The sequence below is a fragment of the Streptococcus sp. HSISS3 genome (assembly GCF_000448605.1).
In the GTDB taxonomy this organism is placed as follows: domain Bacteria; phylum Bacillota; class Bacilli; order Lactobacillales; family Streptococcaceae; genus Streptococcus; species Streptococcus raffinosi.
On sequence record NZ_CM002130.1, the window covers coordinates 1,637,899 to 1,655,953 of the forward strand.

Below are 18,055 nucleotides of genomic sequence, written 5' to 3' on the forward strand. Positions count from 1 at the left end.
TATAATAGAGAGTACGAAATAATTTTTAAGGAGAGCATCATGTCTGAAAATTACTCACGCCGTAACCATACGTCCAATGAAGAAAGCAAATCTTCCCCTAAAGTGACTGAACACGTTTCTAAAGGCTTCACTGCCTTCCAAAAAGTCCTTACTGCTGTCGGGACCATTTTGTCAATCATCGTAGCGTCTATCACTATTATGAATTTCACATCTTCTAATAAAGATAAAGATACATCTGATTCTTCAGCAAATCAATCAACTGTAGTCATCAAAGAAGGTAACAATAAGACCCAAGATTCAAGCGCTGCCTCATCTAGCTATGGTAATGCGACTGACTCAGAAACAGAAACAAGCAGCCAAGCTGGTAATAACACTTATTCTTCATCAGCAGATACAACAACTGGTGGAAATACAACTACTTCTTCATCAGCAGCCACTGCAGACACAACTACTGGCAATGCGACAACTGGTGGTGCAACAACTGGTGGCGCTGCTTCCAACTAAAACATTTGAAAGGCTAGGAGTTTCCTGCCTTTTTCTATAATCCTATGAACTATACAGAAACCATAAATTTCATTCACTCTTTTAAAGGTAATGGTCGTCGTCCCAAGCTTGAGCGTATGCGCTGGCTTTTGGAGCAAGCTGGAAATCCTCAAATGCACTATCCAACAGTCCATATCGTCGGAACCAACGGTAAGGGATCAACAACCAGTTACTTACAACATATCCTAAGTAAGGCAGGCTATCAAGTCGGAACCTTTACTTCTCCTTACATTACTCGATTTAACGAGCGTATTAGTATTAATGGCACAGAGATCCCTGATAAGGACCTGATTGCTATTGTTGAGAAAGCTCAAGTTTTTCTCAATGATTTAGAACATAACACTTATTTTGACCGACCAACGGAATTTGAGTTGGTCACCCTACTCATGTTTCTCTACTTTGATTTGAAACAGGTTGATATTGCTATCATCGAAGTCGGAATTGGTGGCCGTCTTGATTCGACCAATGTGCTTTCACCAGAGCTTGTCATCTGTACTTCGATTGGCTTTGACCACACTGAAACTTTAGGTAATAGTCTTGAGGAAATTGCTGAGCATAAAGCTGGTGTCATGCAAAAAAATACCCCTACCTTACTAGGTCGTGTTCCTGAAGAAGTTGAACAGCTCTTTAGACAAAAATCACATGAATGTAAGGCTCCTTTGGCTGTTATTGATAGGGAAATCCAGCTCATTCATGCATCCAATCAAGCTCTTCAAGTTTCTTATGGTAAGTGGCAGAGTTCAAAACTTAAGCTCTCCATGCTAGGACAGCATCAAGAAAATAATGCTGGTTTAGCCGTCACTGCTGCCCATCTCTTGACTCAAATATTTCCTAAGATTAACGATAAGAGTATCCAAGAAGGCATCGAAGAGACGCATTGGCCTGGTCGCAGTGAGTGGATTGGAAATAACATTTACCTAGATGGCGCCCATAATCCTCAAGGTATTGCCAGTTTAAAACAGGTACTAAAAGATAACTTCGCCAATCGTAGGGTCCACATCCTCTTTGCAGGACTTAGGCGGAAGCCTCTAGCAGACTTACTAGAGGAGCTGAAAGCTTATGATATAACGGTGACTAGCTTTGACTTTTTTGAAGCACTGCCCTTGGATGACTATCCTCAACACTTCAAACAGGCGACCGACTATAAAGACTGGCTAATCCAAGCTGATTCAGCGAGTCCTGATGATTTATTTGTCATTACTGGGTCCCTTTACTTTATCTCAGAAGTCAGAAATTATTTGATTAACGAAAAAAAGGCCTAATGCCTTTTTTATTTAGACAAGTTATTTGCTACACACAAAGTGTGGGCTGCTATTTGAACACAAAGAAAAGCCTGAAACTCTTGGTATTCAGACCTCACTTATTTATCTCATCGTTACAAATTCTTCTGAACCGGTTGGATGAATGGTTTCCGTAGCCAAAAAGGCTATGGAAATTCGCAAGGGACTTCCTTGCGATCACTTTCAATTGAGGCCATTCAGCCACAAAGAAAAGCCTATCCATTTAGGTAGACAGACTTCACCTTTTTATCTCATCGTTACAAATTCTTCTGAACCGGTTGGATGAATGGCAACCGTATTATCAAAATCAGCCTTAGTTGCTCCCATCTTAATAGCCACAGAGAAGCCTTGAATCATCTCGTCGACACCGTAACCAATGCCATGAAGACCGATGATTTTTTCATTCTCACCAAGTGTTACTAATTTCATAGTTGACGGCTGACGATTGTTTGCAAGAGCTGTATACATTGGAGTGAAACTAGATTTATAGACCTTGATATTCTCCGAACCATATTTAGCAATTGCTTTTTCCTCAGTCAAACCAACAGAACCAATGACTGGGTGGCTAAAGACCACAGTAGCAACATCTGTATAATCAAGCTTAGCATCAGCTTTATTGTTGAAGAGTCGCTCTGACAATTGACGTCCCGCCTTGATTGCAACTGGCGTCAAATCTAGTTTACCAGTCACATCACCAAGGGCGTAGATACCAGGAACTGATGTATTTTCAAAGGCGTCTGAGTAAATGTTACCTCGTTCAGTCAACTCAACGCCCGTCTTTTCAAGACCAAAGCCAGAGGTATTGGCCGCACGACCAATAGCCCAAATGAGGCAATCAACAGTTACTGTTTCTCCATTGTCAAAGCTAATGGTCAAAGAATCGTCAGCATTTTTCACTACTTCTGTAGCATTAGCATGCGTGTGAAGGGTCGGACCTGATTTAGCCATCTCATCGACTAAGACATCGATAATATCCTTGTCAAAGGTACGTAATGGGCGATCCTTACGCACAAAGAGATGCGTATCACTGCCAAGAGCATTGAGAACACCAGCAACCTCAACGGCGATATAGCCACCACCGATAACAGCTGTACGTTTTGGTACCTCATCTAACTCAAAGAAACCATCTGAAGTAATCCCATATTCACTACCTGGAATATTTGGATAAAGGGCATGTCCACCTGTTGCAATAAGGATATGTGGCGCTGTATAACGCTCCCCAGCTACTTCAACTGTATGAGGATCAACAAATTTTGCATACTCGTATACACGTTCAACGCCATTACTATCAAAACCACGCTCATAAGAACCATGTATACGGTCGATATAAGCCTGACGATTGGCCTTAAGGGTCGCAAAATCAAACTTATTAAGCGTCACATCAAAGCCATATTCGCCCGCATAGCGGTGAAGAGTCTCAGCAACCTGAGCACCATACCACATGACCTTTTTAGGTACACAGCCCACATTGACGCAGGTACCGCCGACCTCTCTTCCTTCAAAAAGAATAACCTTAGCGCCGTGCATAGCAGCACGATTAGCACTGGCAATCCCGCCAGAGCCACCACCGATGACAATATAATCGTATTCTTTTACCATAATTTACCTCTTATATTTCTTTATGGAGCATATGAGCTTCTAGATAAGCCTTGTAAGCCATTTCTGGTTTTACTTTATCATAAATTAAATATCCTGACAAAAATCCGCTACGACACAAAAAAACAACCCCGTACTCAACGAGATTGTTTTATCATATCTTATTTATCAAGTGGTTTGCGGAGGAATCCGAAAAGGATACCTGATACCACAGCACCAATCAAGATGAAGAGAAGGTAGAGAAGGGCATTTGAAGTGAGGGCAATAACGAAGATACCTCCGTGTGGTGCCATCAATTTGATTCCTGCCATACCTACGAGAGCACCTGTAAGAGCTGAACCGACGATAAAGCTTGGGATAGCGCGTGCTGGGTCAGCTGCACCAAATGGGATTGCACCTTCAGTGATGAATGAAAGTCCCATAACGATGTTTGTCAAACCAGAATCACGTTCTTCTTGTGAGAATTTATCTTTGAACAATACGGTTGCTACAAAGACTGCCAAAGGAGGAACCATACCAGCTGCCATAACTGCTGCCATAACAACTGAACCACCTGAAGTTACGGTTTCAGCAAGAGTACCTGTAGCAAAAACATAAGCAGCTTTGTTGACTGGTCCACCCATGTCTACCGCCATCATACCACCGACAAGAAGACCAAGGAGTACTGCTGAGCTTCCTGACAAGCTTGACAAGAAGTTATTAAGTCCAGTATTGATTGCTGCCATTGGGATATTCACTGCTAGCATGGCAAATCCTGTGAGGGCCACTCCAAGGAGAGGCATCAATAAGATTGATTTTGCACCTTCGAGTGCACGTGGAACCTTAATGTATTTTTTCAACAAAAGTACAATTCCACCAGCTAAGAAACCACCTACCAATGCTCCAAGAAATCCTGATGACACTTGATGAGAAGAAATCTTATCAACTGCTTCTTTCGCTGCATTTTCATCTAAACCTGCAACTTTTGCATAGACTACAATATTTCCATAAGCAAGACCTGCTTTCGCAATAGCCCCAGCTGCAAAACCGGCAATCAAACCTGGTTTCTCAGCAATTGAATAGGCAATATATCCTGCAAGAATAGGCAACATGAAACTGAAAGCAATATCACCAATTGATTTAAAGAGAGCTGGAAGTTCATTGTAACTACCCAAATGTGACAATTGATCTTTAGGAACACCCATGATTTGGTCAAGCAAGAAGGCAAGGGCAATCATGATACCACCACCAATAACGAATGGAAGCATTTGTGATACCCCACTCATCAAGTGTTTGTAGAAGGCACCACCGAGGCTCAATTTCTCACTTGATTCTTGAGCAGCTCCAGCATTTTCAGCATGGAAGACTTCAGCTTTACCATCCAAGATGTTTTGGATTAATTCTTGAGGTTGACGAATACCCGCAGCAACCGGTTTAGAAATCAATTTCTTACCGTCAAAACGTGCTGTTTCAACTGCCTTATCCGCTGCTACGATAACACCTACAGCCTTACTGATTTCTTCAGCAGTCAATGGTGTTCCAACACCTGAAGCACCGTTAGTTTCAACACGAACATTGACTCCCATTTCTTCACCAGTTTTAATCAGTGATTCTTCAGCCATGTAAGTGTGCGCAATACCAGTTGTACAAGCTGTTACAGCTACGATAAGTGGTTTATCGCTTGAAGCTGCTTCTTTAACAGCTTGTGCTTTCTTAGCTTCCTCAGCTTGTGCTTCTTCTTCACCAGTATTGAAAGCAGCAATCACTTCATCTGGAGAAGTCACCTTACGCAAACGATCTGCAAAACCATCTTGCATAAGGTATTTTGACAACTCAGCAAGGGCTGCCAAGTGAGTGTCATTTGCTCCCTCTGGAGCTGCAATCATAAAGAAGAGGTCAGTCGGTTGACCATCAAGTGATTCGTAATCTACACCTTTATTAGATTTAGCAAAAAGTACTGTTGCTTCTTTGACTGCAGCATTTTTACTGTGTGGCATAGCGATTCCATCACCCAAACCAGTTGATGTTTGTGCTTCACGAGCCATAATACCTGCTTTGAAAACATCAAAGTCGGTCACAACACCATTGTCAACCAGGCTGTTAATCATTTCATCGATAACAGCTTCTTTTGTAGTTGCTTGAAGGTCAAGCAACATAACTTTTTTGTTCAGTAAATCCTGAATTTTCATAGTTTTTCTACCTCTACTTTATTGTATGTTTCTTTAATAAATTCAATTGTCGCTAAGTCATCTGAGAAGGCTGTAGATGTTCCACACGCCACTCCCCACTTGAGCGCCTCAATTGGGTCACCTGATTTAACAAACTCACCAGTGAAACCAGCAACCATTGAGTCACCCGCACCAACAGAGTTTTTAACTGTCCCCTTAATTGGTTTGGCAAAGTAAGCAGCCTCTGGTGTAACAAGGAGTGCCCCATCACCTGCCATTGAGATGATAACATTCTGCGCCCCCTTAGCCAGGATTTCACGTGCATATTTTTCAACATCAGAAATACCATTAAGTTTGACATTGAAAATAGCTTCAAGCTCATGATTATTTGGTTTAACCAAGAGTGGTTGGTGAGCTAATGAATCAAGAAGCGTTTGTCCCTCAAAGTCACAAACCACCTGAGCACCAGTTTCACGAACCAGTGGAATCAATTTGTTATAGACCTTGTTTCCAAGATTGCTTGGTGCAGAACCAGCAAAGACAACCACATCATCTGCAGTGATACTTGAAAGGATTGCCTCCAATTCAGCCAACTGTTCTTCTGTGATAATTGGACCCGTTCCATTAATTTCAGTTTCTTGATCGGCCTTAATTTTAACGTTGATACGTGTATCTTGGTCGACGGCTACAAACTTAGTTTTAATACCTTCAGCATCCAAACCATCTGTTACAAAACGGCCTGTAAAACCACCGATGAAGCCCGTAGCGGTATTATCAATGCCTAAACGTTGTAGAATACGACTAACGTTAATTCCCTTACCACCAGCGAATTTATCATCACTGTCCATACGGTTAACTTCACCAATCTCTACCTTATCAATACGAACAATGAAGTCGATGGATGGATTTAGCGTTACAGTATAAATCATACTTCAATAACCCTCGTTTTCTCTTTTAATTCTTTCAGGAGCTCTTCTTCCGAAGCGTTTGTGATTATAGTGACCTTCTCAACCTCCGCTACCTTTGCATAGGTAATCTGACCAAGTTTCGAAGCATCGGCTAAAACGTAAGCTTTTCGTGCATTAGCAATCACTGTCCGTTTAATGACTGCCTCCTCCATGTCAGGTGTTGTAAAATAATTGGCATCAACACCATTAGCGCCAATGAAGGCACAGTCAAAATTCAGTTGTCTGATTTGCTCCTGAGCAGTGCTCCCTATGGAGGCATCTGTAGAGTGCTTAACCTTCCCACCAATAATTCTGGTGCTAATACCAAAATCTACCAGCTTAACTGCATGATGGATAGAATTAGTCACAACCGTCACCTGACGATTGAGCAAATGAGGAATCAACAGTTCATTCGTTGTACTAGCCTCAAGAAAGACGACATCACCTTCCTTAATTAAATCAGCAGCATAGCTAGCTAATTGTGACTTTTCTTGAACATTTCTGATGGCTTTCTGACTGTTGGCAATTTCTTCCTTCAGACCTCGAAGGCTTTCAGCGCCACCATGAACACGTTTCAGTTGACCATCTGCCGCTAACTCATCCAAATCACGACGAATCGTTGACTCAGAAGTATCACTTAATAAAACGGTCAAATTTTCTAAAGTGACAAAACCATCTTGTTTCAATTGAGACAAGATAATCTGCTTACGTTCAGACTTTATCATAATCTCTCCTTCTGCAATCGTTTACATGTTCTATTATACAAAATTTTTAATACTTGTCAACAAAAACGGTCAAAAAAATCCAAAATATTCCATATACACTCACTATTCTATCAAAATGACGCATTCTACTAAGAATCGTCACACATTTCAACTAGGTAGACATTGCTTAACCTGACAAAACAAAAAAGCCTTGCGGCTTTCTTGTCCTATTTGGCATAGTCAATCGCACGGAATTCACGAATGACAGTAACCTTAATATTTCCTGGATAATCCAAGTTCTTCTCAATTTGCTCACGTACCTTGTGAGACAAGATAGTGACCTCATCATCTGAAATTTTATTTGGATGAACCATGATACGAATTTCACGACCTGCTTGAAGGGCAAAGCTAGTTTGCACACCCTCAAAGCTTGATGCAATTTCTTCCAAATCACGAAGACGTTTGACATAATTCTCAACAGACTCATTACGAGCACCTGGACGAGCAGAACTCAACGCGTCCGCAGCTGCTACTAGGACCGCAATAACACTTTCTGGTTCCACATCTCCATGGTGACTGGCAATAGCGTTAACAACCACTGGATGTTCTTTATATTTACGGGCGAACTCAGCACCAATTTCTACGTGACTACCTTCAACTTCTTTGTCAATAGCTTTCCCCATATCATGGAGGAAACCAGCACGACGAGCAAGGGCAACATTTTCACCCAATTCGCCCGCCATAATACCGGCCAATTTACCAACTTCAACCGAGTGACGAAGAACATTTTGACCATATGATGTACGGAACTGCAAACGTCCCATAATCTTGATCAAGTCAGGATGAAGATTCATAGCACCAATTTCATAAGCCGCCTCTTCACCATATTCACGAATACGATTATCCATTTCTTGGCGATTCTTCTCAACCAACTCCTCAATACGAGCTGGATGAATACGACCGTCTTTAATCAAAGCTTCAAGAGTCATGCGTGCAATCTCACGACGGACTGGATCAAAGCCAGAAAGGACAACTACTTCTGGCGTGTCATCAATAATGACGTCAATACCAGTCAGGCTCTCAAGGGTACGAATGTTACGACCCTCACGTCCAATAATACGGCCTTTCATATTGTCATCTGGGAGATGAACAGTCGTTACTGTTTGCTCAGTAACATAATCTCCAGACAAACGTTGCATGGCTTGCGCTAACAGATTCTTGGCCTTTTTATCAACAGTATCTTTGACCTGTGCTTCTGCATCTTTAATACGTGTTGCAATCTCATGAGTTAAGTTATTCTCAGTCTCTGTTAAGATTACCTCACGCGCCTCTGCAATGGTCATTTGACCAACACGTTCAAGTTCTGCCTGCTTCTCAGCCTCCAACTGAGTCACATTCTCTTCACGCTCATTCAGATGTTTAGATTTGTCAGCAAGACTATGCTCTTTCTTCTCGAGGGCAAGTTCTTTATTTGATAGATTTTCATCTTTACGATCAAGACTAGTAGCACGTTCTGTTAAACGATTTTCCATTTGCTTAAGCTCTTGACGCTCAGATTTAAATTCTTTTTCAATATCTTCTCGATATTTTCTAGCTTCCTCTTTTGCTTCTAGCAAGAACTCTTTGCGTTGAGCCTTGCTATCACGTTCGGCAGTAACACGCAGATGATCTGCATCGTGTTCAGCCTGACTACGAAGGTTGACAGCATCTTGCTCTGCTTTTAGCAAAGTAGTTTCTGCCTGTTCCTTAGCCTTGCTAAGTTTGATAGAAATTGCTAAATATCCAACGACTAAACCAATGAGTGCAAAGACAACTAAAATTATCATGTTTAACATGTCTTTACCTCAACTTTTCTAAGGTTCCCCTAAAGAAAACCGTCTTATAGTGTACCATATTTACAGCTAATTCTCAAATAAATACTAGAACTTTAAACTGATTTTGTGGTATGATAGCTCTATTAGAATAGGGAGGTATTACCATGCCAAAAGACGTAACTGTTGAAAGTTTCGAACTTGATCACACGATTGTAAAGGCACCTTACGTTCGTCTTATTTCAGAAGAAGTCGGACCTAAGGGAGATATTATCACAAACTTTGATATCCGTTTAATTCAACCAAACGAAAACAGTATTGATACCGGCGGTCTTCACACTATCGAACACCTACTTGCTAAACTAATTCGTCAACGTATTGATGGACTCATTGATTGTTCACCATTTGGTTGTCGTACTGGTTTTCACATGATTATGTGGGGCAAACAAGACCCTACAGAAATTGCTAAAGTTATCAAGTCTAGTCTTGAAGCTATTGCAAATGATGTCACTTGGGAAGATGTTCCAGGAACTACCATTGAATCTTGTGGAAACTACAAGGATCACAGCCTTCATTCAGCTAAAGAATGGGCTAAACTTATCCTTGAACAAGGAATCTCAGACCAAGCCTTTGAACGTCATATCGTTTAAAAAAACATTGGGACAGATATCCCAATGTTTTTTAATATTTTCTAAAACGTTGATAACGTGCCTCAAGCAAGTCCTCAGTTGACAATTGACTCAATTCTTTCAACTCATCGACAATTGCTGTCTTGACTGCTTCAAGAATTTCACTAGTGAAGTAACCACGTTCTGGAATAATTTTATCAATAATTCCCATATTAAGCAGCTCGCTTGAAGTAATCTTCATTAATTCTGCTGCTTCTTCTGCACGTGAACCATCTTTCCAGAGAATTGTCGCAAAGCCTTCTGGACTCAAAATAGAGTAAATGGTATTTTCCAGCATCCAAACCTTATCAGCCACTGCCAAAGCAAGAGCTCCTCCGGAACCACCTTCACCAATAATAATGGCAATAATTGGAACTTTAAGGTCACTCATCTCCATAAGGTTACGAGCTATCGCCTCACCTTGTCCACGCTCCTCTGCACCAACACCAGGATATGCACCTGCCGTATTGATAAAAGTAACGACTGGACGACCAAACTTTTCAGCCTGCTTCATAAGACGAAGAGCCTTACGATAGCCCTCTGGATGGGGCTGACCAAAGTTTCGACTTAGATTATCTTGTAGGTTCTTACCTTTTTGAATACCCACTACAGTTACGGCTTGGCCATTTAAGCGACCAATACCACCGATAACGGCACCATCATCACGGAAGTTACGATCACCATGCAGTTCGATAAAATCATCAAAAATCCCTTGGGCAAAGTCCAAAGCAGTCAAACGGCCTTGATCACGCGCTTCTTTTAAAATACGTGTTACGTCGCTCATTGAACACCTCCATGGAATGATAAGAGTGTGGCAATAGTATCAGCCAACTCTGTACGTTTGACAATAGCATCAACAAATCCATGTTCTTTAAGGAACTCAGACTTTTGAAAACCATCTGGCAAAGTCTCACGTACAGTATTTTCAATCACTCGACGACCCGCAAAACCAATTAAGGTTTGTGGCTCAGCCAAGATAATATCACCTTCCATAGCAAAACTTGCTGTAACCCCACCAGTTGTCGGATCTGTCAACACAGTTAAGTAAAGAAGACCAGCATTCGAATGACGTTTTACCGCTGCTGAAATCTTAGCCATTTGCATCAAGCTCATGATTCCTTCTTGCATACGGGCACCACCAGATGCTGTAAAGATAACAACTGGCAATTTTTCTTCAATGGCATGCTCAAAAAGTCTTGTGATTTTTTCACCAACTACAGTTCCCATTGATGCCATGATAAAGTGAGAATCCATGATTGCTAAGGCAGTCTTTTGACCCTTGATGGTCGCAACACCAGTCACAACGGCTTCATCAAGTCTTGTTTTTTCCTTGGTTGCTGCCAATTTCTCCATATAGCCTGGAAAATTCAATGGATTTTCAGTTTTAATGCCTGTAAACAGTTCTTGGAAAGAACCTTCATCAACTGTTAAATCCAGACGTTCCTTTGCTGAGATACGGAAAGTATAAGAACAATTTGGACAAATCTTAGCTTGTCCCAAGTCTTTTTGATAAATAGCCTGTTTACATCCAGGACATTTGGCAAAAAGCTCATCTGGAACTTCTGGCACTTGGTGATCAACCCCATTACGTACAGAACGGTTAGGATTGATCCGAATATACTTTTCTTTTCGATCAAATAATCCCATAAGTCCTATTCCTCACGATTCTGATAAGCTGGCAAGAAAGTCTCCATCAAGAAGGAAGTATCATAATCCCCAGCAATAACGCTACGGTCTGAGATCAAATCCAACTGGAAGTCAGCATTAGTCATTACACCATCAATTTCAAGCTCGTAAAGAGCACGTTGCATCTTCATGAGTGCTTCAAAACGGTTTGCTCCATGAACAATAATCTTGGCAATCATTGAGTCATAGTAAGGTGGGATAGTGTAGCCAGGATATACGGCACTATCAACACGAAGTCCAACACCACCACTTGGTAAGTAAAGATTACTAATTTTACCTGGGCTTGGTGCAAAATTAAACTTAGGATTCTCTGCATTGATACGACACTCAATAGCATGTCCCTTGATTTTAATATCATCTTGGGTTACAGATAATTTCTCACCCGCAGCTACACAAATTTGTTCTTTGACGATATCCACACCACTAACAAATTCTGTGACCGGGTGCTCAACTTGAACACGGGTATTCATTTCCATGAAGTAGAACTGACCTGTTTTTTCATCAAGAAGAAACTCAATTGTACCCGCATTTTCATAATTAACCGCCTTAGCAGCACGGGCAGCCGCAGACCCAATTTCATGACGAAGGGTTTTACCAATGGCAACTGAAGGTGATTCTTCCAAAACTTTTTGGTTATTACGTTGAAGAGAACAGTCACGCTCACCTAGGTGGACGATGTTACCATAGCTATCCCCCAAAATTTGAACCTCAATGTGACGGGCTGGGTAGATAACTTTTTCGATATACATTGCCCCATTACCAAAGGCAGCCTTAGCTTCTTGGGACGCCGATTCAAAAGCAGGAGCCAACTCTTCCTCAGTGCTGACTTTACGAATTCCCTTACCGCCACCACCAGCAGAAGCCTTAAGCATTACTGGGTAACCAAGGCGATTGGCAACTTCTAGAGCTTCTTCAGCTGTAAAGACTTCACCATCTGAACCAGGAATAACGGGAACATTAGCCTTTATCATCTCTGCACGAGCATTGATTTTGTCACCCATCTTGTCCATCACTTCACCTGATGGTCCGATGAACTTGATGTTCATTTCTTCACAGAGAGTAGAAAATTTAGAGTTTTCACTCAAAAATCCAAACCCTGGGTGAATAGCTTGTGCACCTGTTACAATAGCCGCAGACAAGACACGGTTCATATTTAAGTAAGATTCAGTGGATCTCGCTGGTCCAATACAAATAGCTTCATCTGCCAAAATCGTATGAAGAGAATCCTTATCAGCTTCTGAATAGACAGCAACCGTCTGTATTCCCAATTCACGTGCTGCGCGGATAATACGAACGGCAATTTCACCACGATTAGCAATCAATAATTTTTTAAACATAAAACAAGATAACATCAGACATCTTTTGGAAGTCTGTGTTTATTTCCTTTCTATGTGATAGGCCAATATCTAAAGAAAAATCCTTTCCGACTGTCGCCAGAAGGATTTTCACCAAACATTAGCTTCCAATAGCAAAAGTCAAAGTCCCTGATGCAGCCAGTTTACCATCGACTTCAGCCTTAGCTTCGACAACAGCGATTGTTCCACGACGTTTAACAAACTTAGCTGTCATTACAAGTTGATCTCCAGGAACAACTTGTTTTTAAATTTAACCTTATCCATACCTGCGTAAAAGACTAATTTGCCTTTATTCTCAGGTTTTGACAATTCAAGAACACCAGCAGTTTGTGCGAGTGCTTCCATGATGAGAACACCTGGCATAACTGGGTATTGAGGAAAATGTCCATTGAAGAAAGGTTCATTGATAGTTACATTTTTAATAGCTGTGATTTCATCTTCTGAAACTTCTAGAACACGGTCAACCAAAAGCATTGGATAACGGTGAGGTAAAGCTTCACGAATTGCATTAATATCAATTGTCATTTGATGCGTACCAATCCTTTTCCGTAGTCAACAACTTCTTCGTTTGTTACCAAGATTTCAGTGATAACACCATCTTTAGGTGCTGGCACTTCATTCATGACCTTCATTGCTTCAACGATAAGAAGGGTTTGACCTTTCTTAACAGTATCACCAACTGAAATAAAGGCTGGTTTATCAGGAGCTGATGACAAGTAAGCTACACCTACTAGAGGGCTCTCCACCACGTCCCCTTCTGCAGCTGACGCTGGTGCTACAACATCTTCCGCTGATGCTGAAGCTGTTTCAACAGCTGGAGCAGGAGCCACTGCTGGTGCAGCTGGAGCTTGAGGAGCAGGCGCAACCACTTCAACTGTAGGAGCTACAGGAGCTCCCACCACTGAACTTGTTTGGTTCTTACTCAAGCTCAATTCTTCACCATTATTCTTATATGAGAATTCACGTAAAGTTGAGGCATCAAATTGAGCCAACAAATCTTTAATTTCAGAAATATTCATAGATTAGTCCTCCCAACGTTTGAAGGCAAGAACCGCATTGTGTCCACCAAAACCAAAAGTATTTGAGATGGCATACTTGATATCAGCTTCTTGACCTTCACCGTAGACAACATTCGCTTCAATGTAATCAGACAATTCTTTGGTACCAGCAGTTTTTGGTACATAGCTGTGACGAATGGCTTCGATTGTTGCAATCGCTTCAACGGCACCAGCAGCACCAAGCAAGTGTCCTGTAAATGATTTAGTAGATGAAACTGGGACTTCTTTACCAAGTACAGAAACGATAGCACCACTTTCACCTTTCTCATTGGCAGGTGTTGATGTCCCATGCGCATTGACATAATCAACATCTTCAGGCTTGATACCAGCTTCATTGATAGCCAATTTAATGGCTTTAGCCGCACCTGAACCGTCTGGTGTTGGTGTTGTCATATGGTAGGCATCACAGTTTGATCCGTAACCAACAATCTCAGCCAAGATATTAGCACCACGTTTTTGCGCATGTTCCAGGCTTTCAATAACGAGAACCCCAGCACCTTCACCCATAACAAAACCATTACGGTCTTTATCAAATGGAATTGAAGAACGTTCTGGATCTTCTGTTGTTGAAAGAGCTGTAAGAGCGTTAAAACCACCAATACCAATCTTAGTGATTGAAGCTTCAGCACCACCAGCCAAGACAACATCGTGCAAACCAAATTTAATTTCACGGAAGGCCTCACCAATAGCGTCATTGGCAGAAGCACAAGCAGTTGTTACTGATTTACATACCCCTTGAGCACCAATCTTAAGAGCAATGTTACCTGCCCCCATGTTTGAAAGAGCTTTAGGGATAAACATTGGCTTGATGCGTCTCATACCACGTTCATGCATACGGATAATTTGATCTTCAAGCTCTTGCAAACCACCAATACCAGATGACACAATAACACCAACACGATCACGATTTTCTTCTTCCATGTTAAGTCCTGAGTTCTCTAGGGCATCCATAGCAGCATAGATCGCATAAAGTGAGTAAGTATCCATACGATTCGTATCTTTTTTCACAAAATATTTATCGAATGGGAAATCTTGAATCTCACCAGCATTAAAAACTGGAATTTCAGAGGCATCAAACTTAGTAATTGGTTTGATACCGATTTTACCGTCATGAAGACTGTTCCAAAATTCTTCTGGCGTATTACCGATTGGTGAGGTTACACCGTAACCTGTAACAACAACACGATTTGTAGACATATATATTCTCCTTTTGTCGGATGGATATTCAAATAAATAATTCTTGATAATTGACAAGCAATTATTGCATAGTCATACCACCATCAATAGCGATGGTTTGACCTGTGAGATACTCTTGGCTAGCCAAGAAAGCTGCGACTTCAGCAACTTCTTCTGCTTGACCAATACGTTTCATTGGTACTTGAGCAATCATAGCGTCCTTCATTTTTCTGGAATCGCATCAGTCATATCTGACTCAATGAAACCAGGAGCAATAGCATTAACACGAACGCCACGAGCCGCAACTTCACGAGCCACTGATTTTGTGAAACCAATCAAACCTGCTTTTGAAGCTGCATAATTAGCTTGACCAACATTTCCCATGAGACCTACAACAGATGACATATTGATAATAGCACCTTGACGGGCCTTAGACATAGGTTTCAAAACGGCTTGCGTCATATTGAAAGCACCAGTCAAGTTGATTTTTAAAACACGTTCAAAATCTTCTTCAGTCATCTTAAGCATAAGCTTATCATTGGTGATACCAGCATTATTTACTAAAACATCAATGCTACCAAGCTTTTCAGTAGCCTCTGCAACCATACGTTTGGCATCTTCGCCATTAGAAATATCACCTGAGATACCAATAACTGTTACACCATAGTCCGCAAATTGTGCCAGTAACTCATCAGAAATCTCTGAACGTCCATTCAAGACAACATTAGCACCTAGACTCGCAAATTTGTGCGCCACGGCTAATCCAATTCCACGTGTTGAACCTGTTACAAAAACATTTTTATTCTTAAGTTCCATGTTTACCTCGTTTTAAGCATTAAGAAGGGCCTCAAGGCTCGCTTGATCTTCCACATTATGAGTTGGTAGACTTTTGTCAATTTTTTCAAGAAGCCTGACAAGACTTTCCCAGGACCAATCTCAATCACTTCATCAACCCCAAATTTTTGGATTGTCGCAATTGAATCGTAAAATCGTACAGGTTCCATGACCTGACGTGCCAAAAGCGCTTTGATTTCTTCTGACTTCATAATTTTAGCTTCAGTATTACCTACCAAAGGAAGTTTAAAGTCATTGAAGGACACTTTCTCAAGTTCTTCCGCTAGATTTTGGCTAGCTGACTTAAGTAAAGCTGTGTGGAATGGTCCTGAAACCTTAAGAGGAATCAGACGTTTAGCACCAGCTTCTTTAAGTAATTCCACAGCATAATCAACTGCCTCAACTTCACCACCAATAACAATTTGTGCTGGAGTATTATAGTTAGCAGGAGTCACCACACCCTTTTCAGAAGCTTTTTGACAAATCTCTTCAATCAAACTAGGGTCTGTATTCATGACAGCAACCATTTTTCCACTTCCAGCTGGAGCTGCAGTTTCCATGAATTCACCACGTTTAGCAACCAAGGCTACTGCATCTTCAAATGAAAGGGCACCAGCCGCCACTAGGGCAGAATATTCCCCAAGAGAAAGGCCGGCAACAATATCAGGAGTGATACCATTTTCTGCCAAGAGACGATAAATAGCTACTGACGTTGTCAAAATAGCTGGCTGTGTGTAACGTGTTTGATTAAGCTTTTCTTCGTTAGAATCAATCAATTCACGCAAATCATAACCTAAAATACGACTAGCTGTATCAAATGTTTCTTTGACAATTGGATAAGTCGCATACAAATCGCTTGCCATACCCAATTTCTGAGCTCCTTGACCAGCAAATAAGAACGCACGTTTTGTCACTATCCTAATCCTTTCGACGTTTTTAGACGTTTACATCTGCCCAACGAGCAGCTTCTTCTTTAATTACCTTAGCAGCACCTGTGTACAAATCTTCCAAGATTTCTGCACAAGTTTCTTCTTTACGAACAAGACCTGCAATTTGTCCAGCCATAACTGAACCATATTCCACATCTCCATCAACAACGGCATTACGAAGTGCACCTGCACCAAGCTCTTCAATTTCCTCTTGAGTTTTCTTACCAGCCAAGAAATCTTTTTCAGCCTGATTGTACTCTGTAGCCAATTTATTCTTAATCGCACGAACTGGGTGTCCCACAACAGAGGCAGAGATAACAGTGTCAATGTCTTTAGCCTTCAAAATCTTATCTTTGAAGTTTTGGTGTGCATTAGATTCCTTGGCAACAACAAAACGTGTTCCAACTTGAACAGCATCCGCACCCAACATAAGTACCGCTGCCATACCATGACCATCGGCAACACCACCAGCACCAATTACAGGAATTGAAACTGCGTCTGCGACCTGACGAACCAAGGTCATAGTTGTTAATTTACCAATATGACCACCAGCTTCCATACCTTCCGCAACAACGGCATCAGCGCCTAGTTTTTCCATACGTTTAGCAAGTGCTACTGATGGAATAACTGGAATAACTGTGATACCAGCTTCATGGAGTCGTTCCATATATTTACCTGGGTTTCCTGCACCAGTTGTAACAACTTTTACACCCTCTTCAATAACAAGGTCAACGATGTCATCTGCAAATGGTGACAAAAGCATAATATTAACACCAAATGGTTTGTCAGTAATTGATTTTACTTTATCAATATTAGCTTTTACCACTTCTTTAGGGGCATTACCACCACCAATAATTCCGAGTCCACCAGCATTTGAAACGGCTCCAGCCAAGTCACCATCGGCAACCCAGGCCATACCACCTTGGAAGATTGGATATTTAATTCCTAACAGTTCTGTAATACGAGATTTCATTTTTCACCTTTTTCGATTTTCTAATCAAATAAATAGTTTAATAATCAAAGTAATTGTATAAACAAAGGAGAATATCCCTAATAAGAATATTCTCTATGCCCTGCTTATTTAGTTTTTCTTCTACGTAAGCAACAAGGTCACCAACAGTGTTAAGACCTTCTTCAGTTTCGATTTGGATATCGAATTCGTCTTCGATTTCTGAGATAACTTGGAATACGTCAAGAGAGTCAGCATCAAGTTCGTCAAAAGTAGTTTCCAATTTTACTTCTTCTGCATCTTTCCCGAGTTCTTCAACGATGATTTCTTGTACTTTTTCAAATACTGCCATTTTACATTCTCCTTTAAGAT

15 protein-coding genes and 3 pseudogenes are annotated in these 18,055 nt (G+C 41.2%); 3 read left to right on the plus strand and 15 right to left on the minus strand.

Translation table 11 applies throughout. The annotated features are described in order from the left end of the window. The first annotated feature begins 39 nt into the window (after window positions 1-39). The gene (locus HSISS3_RS07670) at window positions 40-504 is read left to right on the plus strand and encodes a DUF6556 family protein (RefSeq protein ID WP_004183998.1); all 465 of its coding nucleotides are present in this window, start codon (window positions 40-42) and stop codon (window positions 502-504) included. Between the two features lie 44 nt (window positions 505-548). Continuing rightward, complete coding sequence (locus HSISS3_RS07675) at window positions 549-1,805, plus strand: bifunctional folylpolyglutamate synthase/dihydrofolate synthase (RefSeq protein ID WP_021152284.1); 1,257 nt, start codon at window positions 549-551, stop codon at window positions 1,803-1,805. Window positions 1,806-2,069: 264 nt separating this feature from the next. Here HSISS3_RS07675 and gorA read toward each other — a convergent pair whose 3' ends face one another. The 5 genes from gorA to HSISS3_RS07700 all read right to left on the minus strand — a co-directional run bounded on the left by gorA (window position 2,070) and on the right by HSISS3_RS07700 (window position 9,052). Then, window positions 2,070-3,422: a glutathione-disulfide reductase gene (gorA, locus tag HSISS3_RS07680; protein WP_021152285.1), complete on the minus strand. Its 1,353-nt coding sequence runs from the start codon at window positions 3,420-3,422 to the stop codon at window positions 2,070-2,072. A 158-nt stretch (window positions 3,423-3,580) separates the two neighbouring features. Then, window positions 3,581-5,587 carry a PTS fructose transporter subunit IIABC gene (locus HSISS3_RS07685; protein WP_021152286.1) on the minus strand — a complete coding sequence of 669 codons (2,007 nt, stop codon included), beginning with the start codon at window positions 5,585-5,587 and terminating at the stop codon, window positions 3,581-3,583. Next, window positions 5,584-6,495 (minus strand): 1-phosphofructokinase, encoded by a 912-nt coding sequence (gene pfkB, locus HSISS3_RS07690; protein ID WP_008533860.1) that lies wholly within the window; start codon window positions 6,493-6,495, stop codon window positions 5,584-5,586. The genes HSISS3_RS07685 and pfkB overlap by 4 nt, the downstream gene beginning before the upstream one ends. Continuing rightward, the gene (locus HSISS3_RS07695; RefSeq protein WP_008533859.1) at window positions 6,492-7,238 is read right to left on the minus strand and encodes a DeoR/GlpR family DNA-binding transcription regulator; all 747 of its coding nucleotides are present in this window, start codon (window positions 7,236-7,238) and stop codon (window positions 6,492-6,494) included. The genes pfkB and HSISS3_RS07695 overlap by 4 nt, the downstream gene beginning before the upstream one ends. A gap of 206 nt (window positions 7,239-7,444) precedes the next feature. Next, window positions 7,445-9,052, minus strand: a complete 1,608-nt coding sequence (locus HSISS3_RS07700; RefSeq protein ID WP_004184005.1) for a ribonuclease Y — start codon at window positions 9,050-9,052, stop codon at window positions 7,445-7,447. A 143-nt stretch (window positions 9,053-9,195) separates the two neighbouring features. Between HSISS3_RS07700 and HSISS3_RS07705 the strand changes: the two genes are divergently transcribed. Continuing rightward, window positions 9,196-9,678 carry an S-ribosylhomocysteine lyase gene (locus HSISS3_RS07705; RefSeq protein ID WP_008533857.1) on the plus strand — a complete coding sequence of 161 codons (483 nt, stop codon included), beginning with the start codon at window positions 9,196-9,198 and terminating at the stop codon, window positions 9,676-9,678. Window positions 9,679-9,709: 31 nt separating this feature from the next. Here the strand turns inward: HSISS3_RS07705 and HSISS3_RS07710 are convergent, their stop codons facing one another. From HSISS3_RS07710 to HSISS3_RS07755, 10 genes and pseudogenes are all read right to left on the minus strand, one after another. Further along, on the minus strand, window positions 9,710-10,480 hold the full coding sequence (locus HSISS3_RS07710) for an acetyl-CoA carboxylase carboxyl transferase subunit alpha (protein WP_004184009.1): 771 nt from the start codon (window positions 10,478-10,480) through the stop codon (window positions 9,710-9,712). Beyond that, window positions 10,477-11,343, minus strand: coding sequence for an acetyl-CoA carboxylase, carboxyltransferase subunit beta (gene accD / locus HSISS3_RS07715; RefSeq protein ID WP_021152287.1), 867 nt, complete (start codon window positions 11,341-11,343; stop codon window positions 10,477-10,479). Before accD ends, HSISS3_RS07710 begins: the two co-directional genes overlap by 4 nt. Before the next feature lie 5 nt (window positions 11,344-11,348). Next, entirely contained in the window at window positions 11,349-12,719 is a 1,371-nt protein-coding gene (locus tag HSISS3_RS07720; protein ID WP_004184018.1) for an acetyl-CoA carboxylase biotin carboxylase subunit, read from the minus strand. Between the two features lie 118 nt (window positions 12,720-12,837). After that, a pseudogene (gene fabZ / locus HSISS3_RS07725) lies at window positions 12,838-13,262 on the minus strand (3-hydroxyacyl-ACP dehydratase FabZ). Continuing rightward, complete coding sequence (gene accB, locus HSISS3_RS07730; RefSeq protein WP_008533844.1) at window positions 13,259-13,756, minus strand: acetyl-CoA carboxylase biotin carboxyl carrier protein; 498 nt, start codon at window positions 13,754-13,756, stop codon at window positions 13,259-13,261. The pseudogene fabZ and the gene accB overlap by 4 nt, the downstream one beginning before the upstream one ends. 3 nt (window positions 13,757-13,759) lie before the next feature. Beyond that, a complete protein-coding gene (gene fabF, locus HSISS3_RS07735) occupies window positions 13,760-14,992 on the minus strand; it encodes a beta-ketoacyl-ACP synthase II (RefSeq protein ID WP_021152288.1) in 1,233 nt (410 codons plus the stop codon). Window positions 14,993-15,053: 61 nt separating this feature from the next. Next, a pseudogene (gene fabG, locus HSISS3_RS07740) lies at window positions 15,054-15,787 on the minus strand (3-oxoacyl-[acyl-carrier-protein] reductase). A 12-nt stretch (window positions 15,788-15,799) separates the two neighbouring features. Next, window positions 15,800-16,719, minus strand: a pseudogene (gene fabD / locus HSISS3_RS07745) (ACP S-malonyltransferase). Window positions 16,720-16,741: 22 nt separating this feature from the next. After that, window positions 16,742-17,707 carry an enoyl-[acyl-carrier-protein] reductase FabK gene (fabK, locus tag HSISS3_RS07750; RefSeq protein WP_004184032.1) on the minus strand — a complete coding sequence of 322 codons (966 nt, stop codon included), beginning with the start codon at window positions 17,705-17,707 and terminating at the stop codon, window positions 16,742-16,744. 37 nt (window positions 17,708-17,744) lie between these two features. Beyond that, window positions 17,745-18,035 (minus strand): acyl carrier protein, encoded by a 291-nt coding sequence (locus HSISS3_RS07755; protein WP_021145996.1) that lies wholly within the window; start codon window positions 18,033-18,035, stop codon window positions 17,745-17,747. Between the last annotated feature and the right edge of the window lie 20 nt (window positions 18,036-18,055).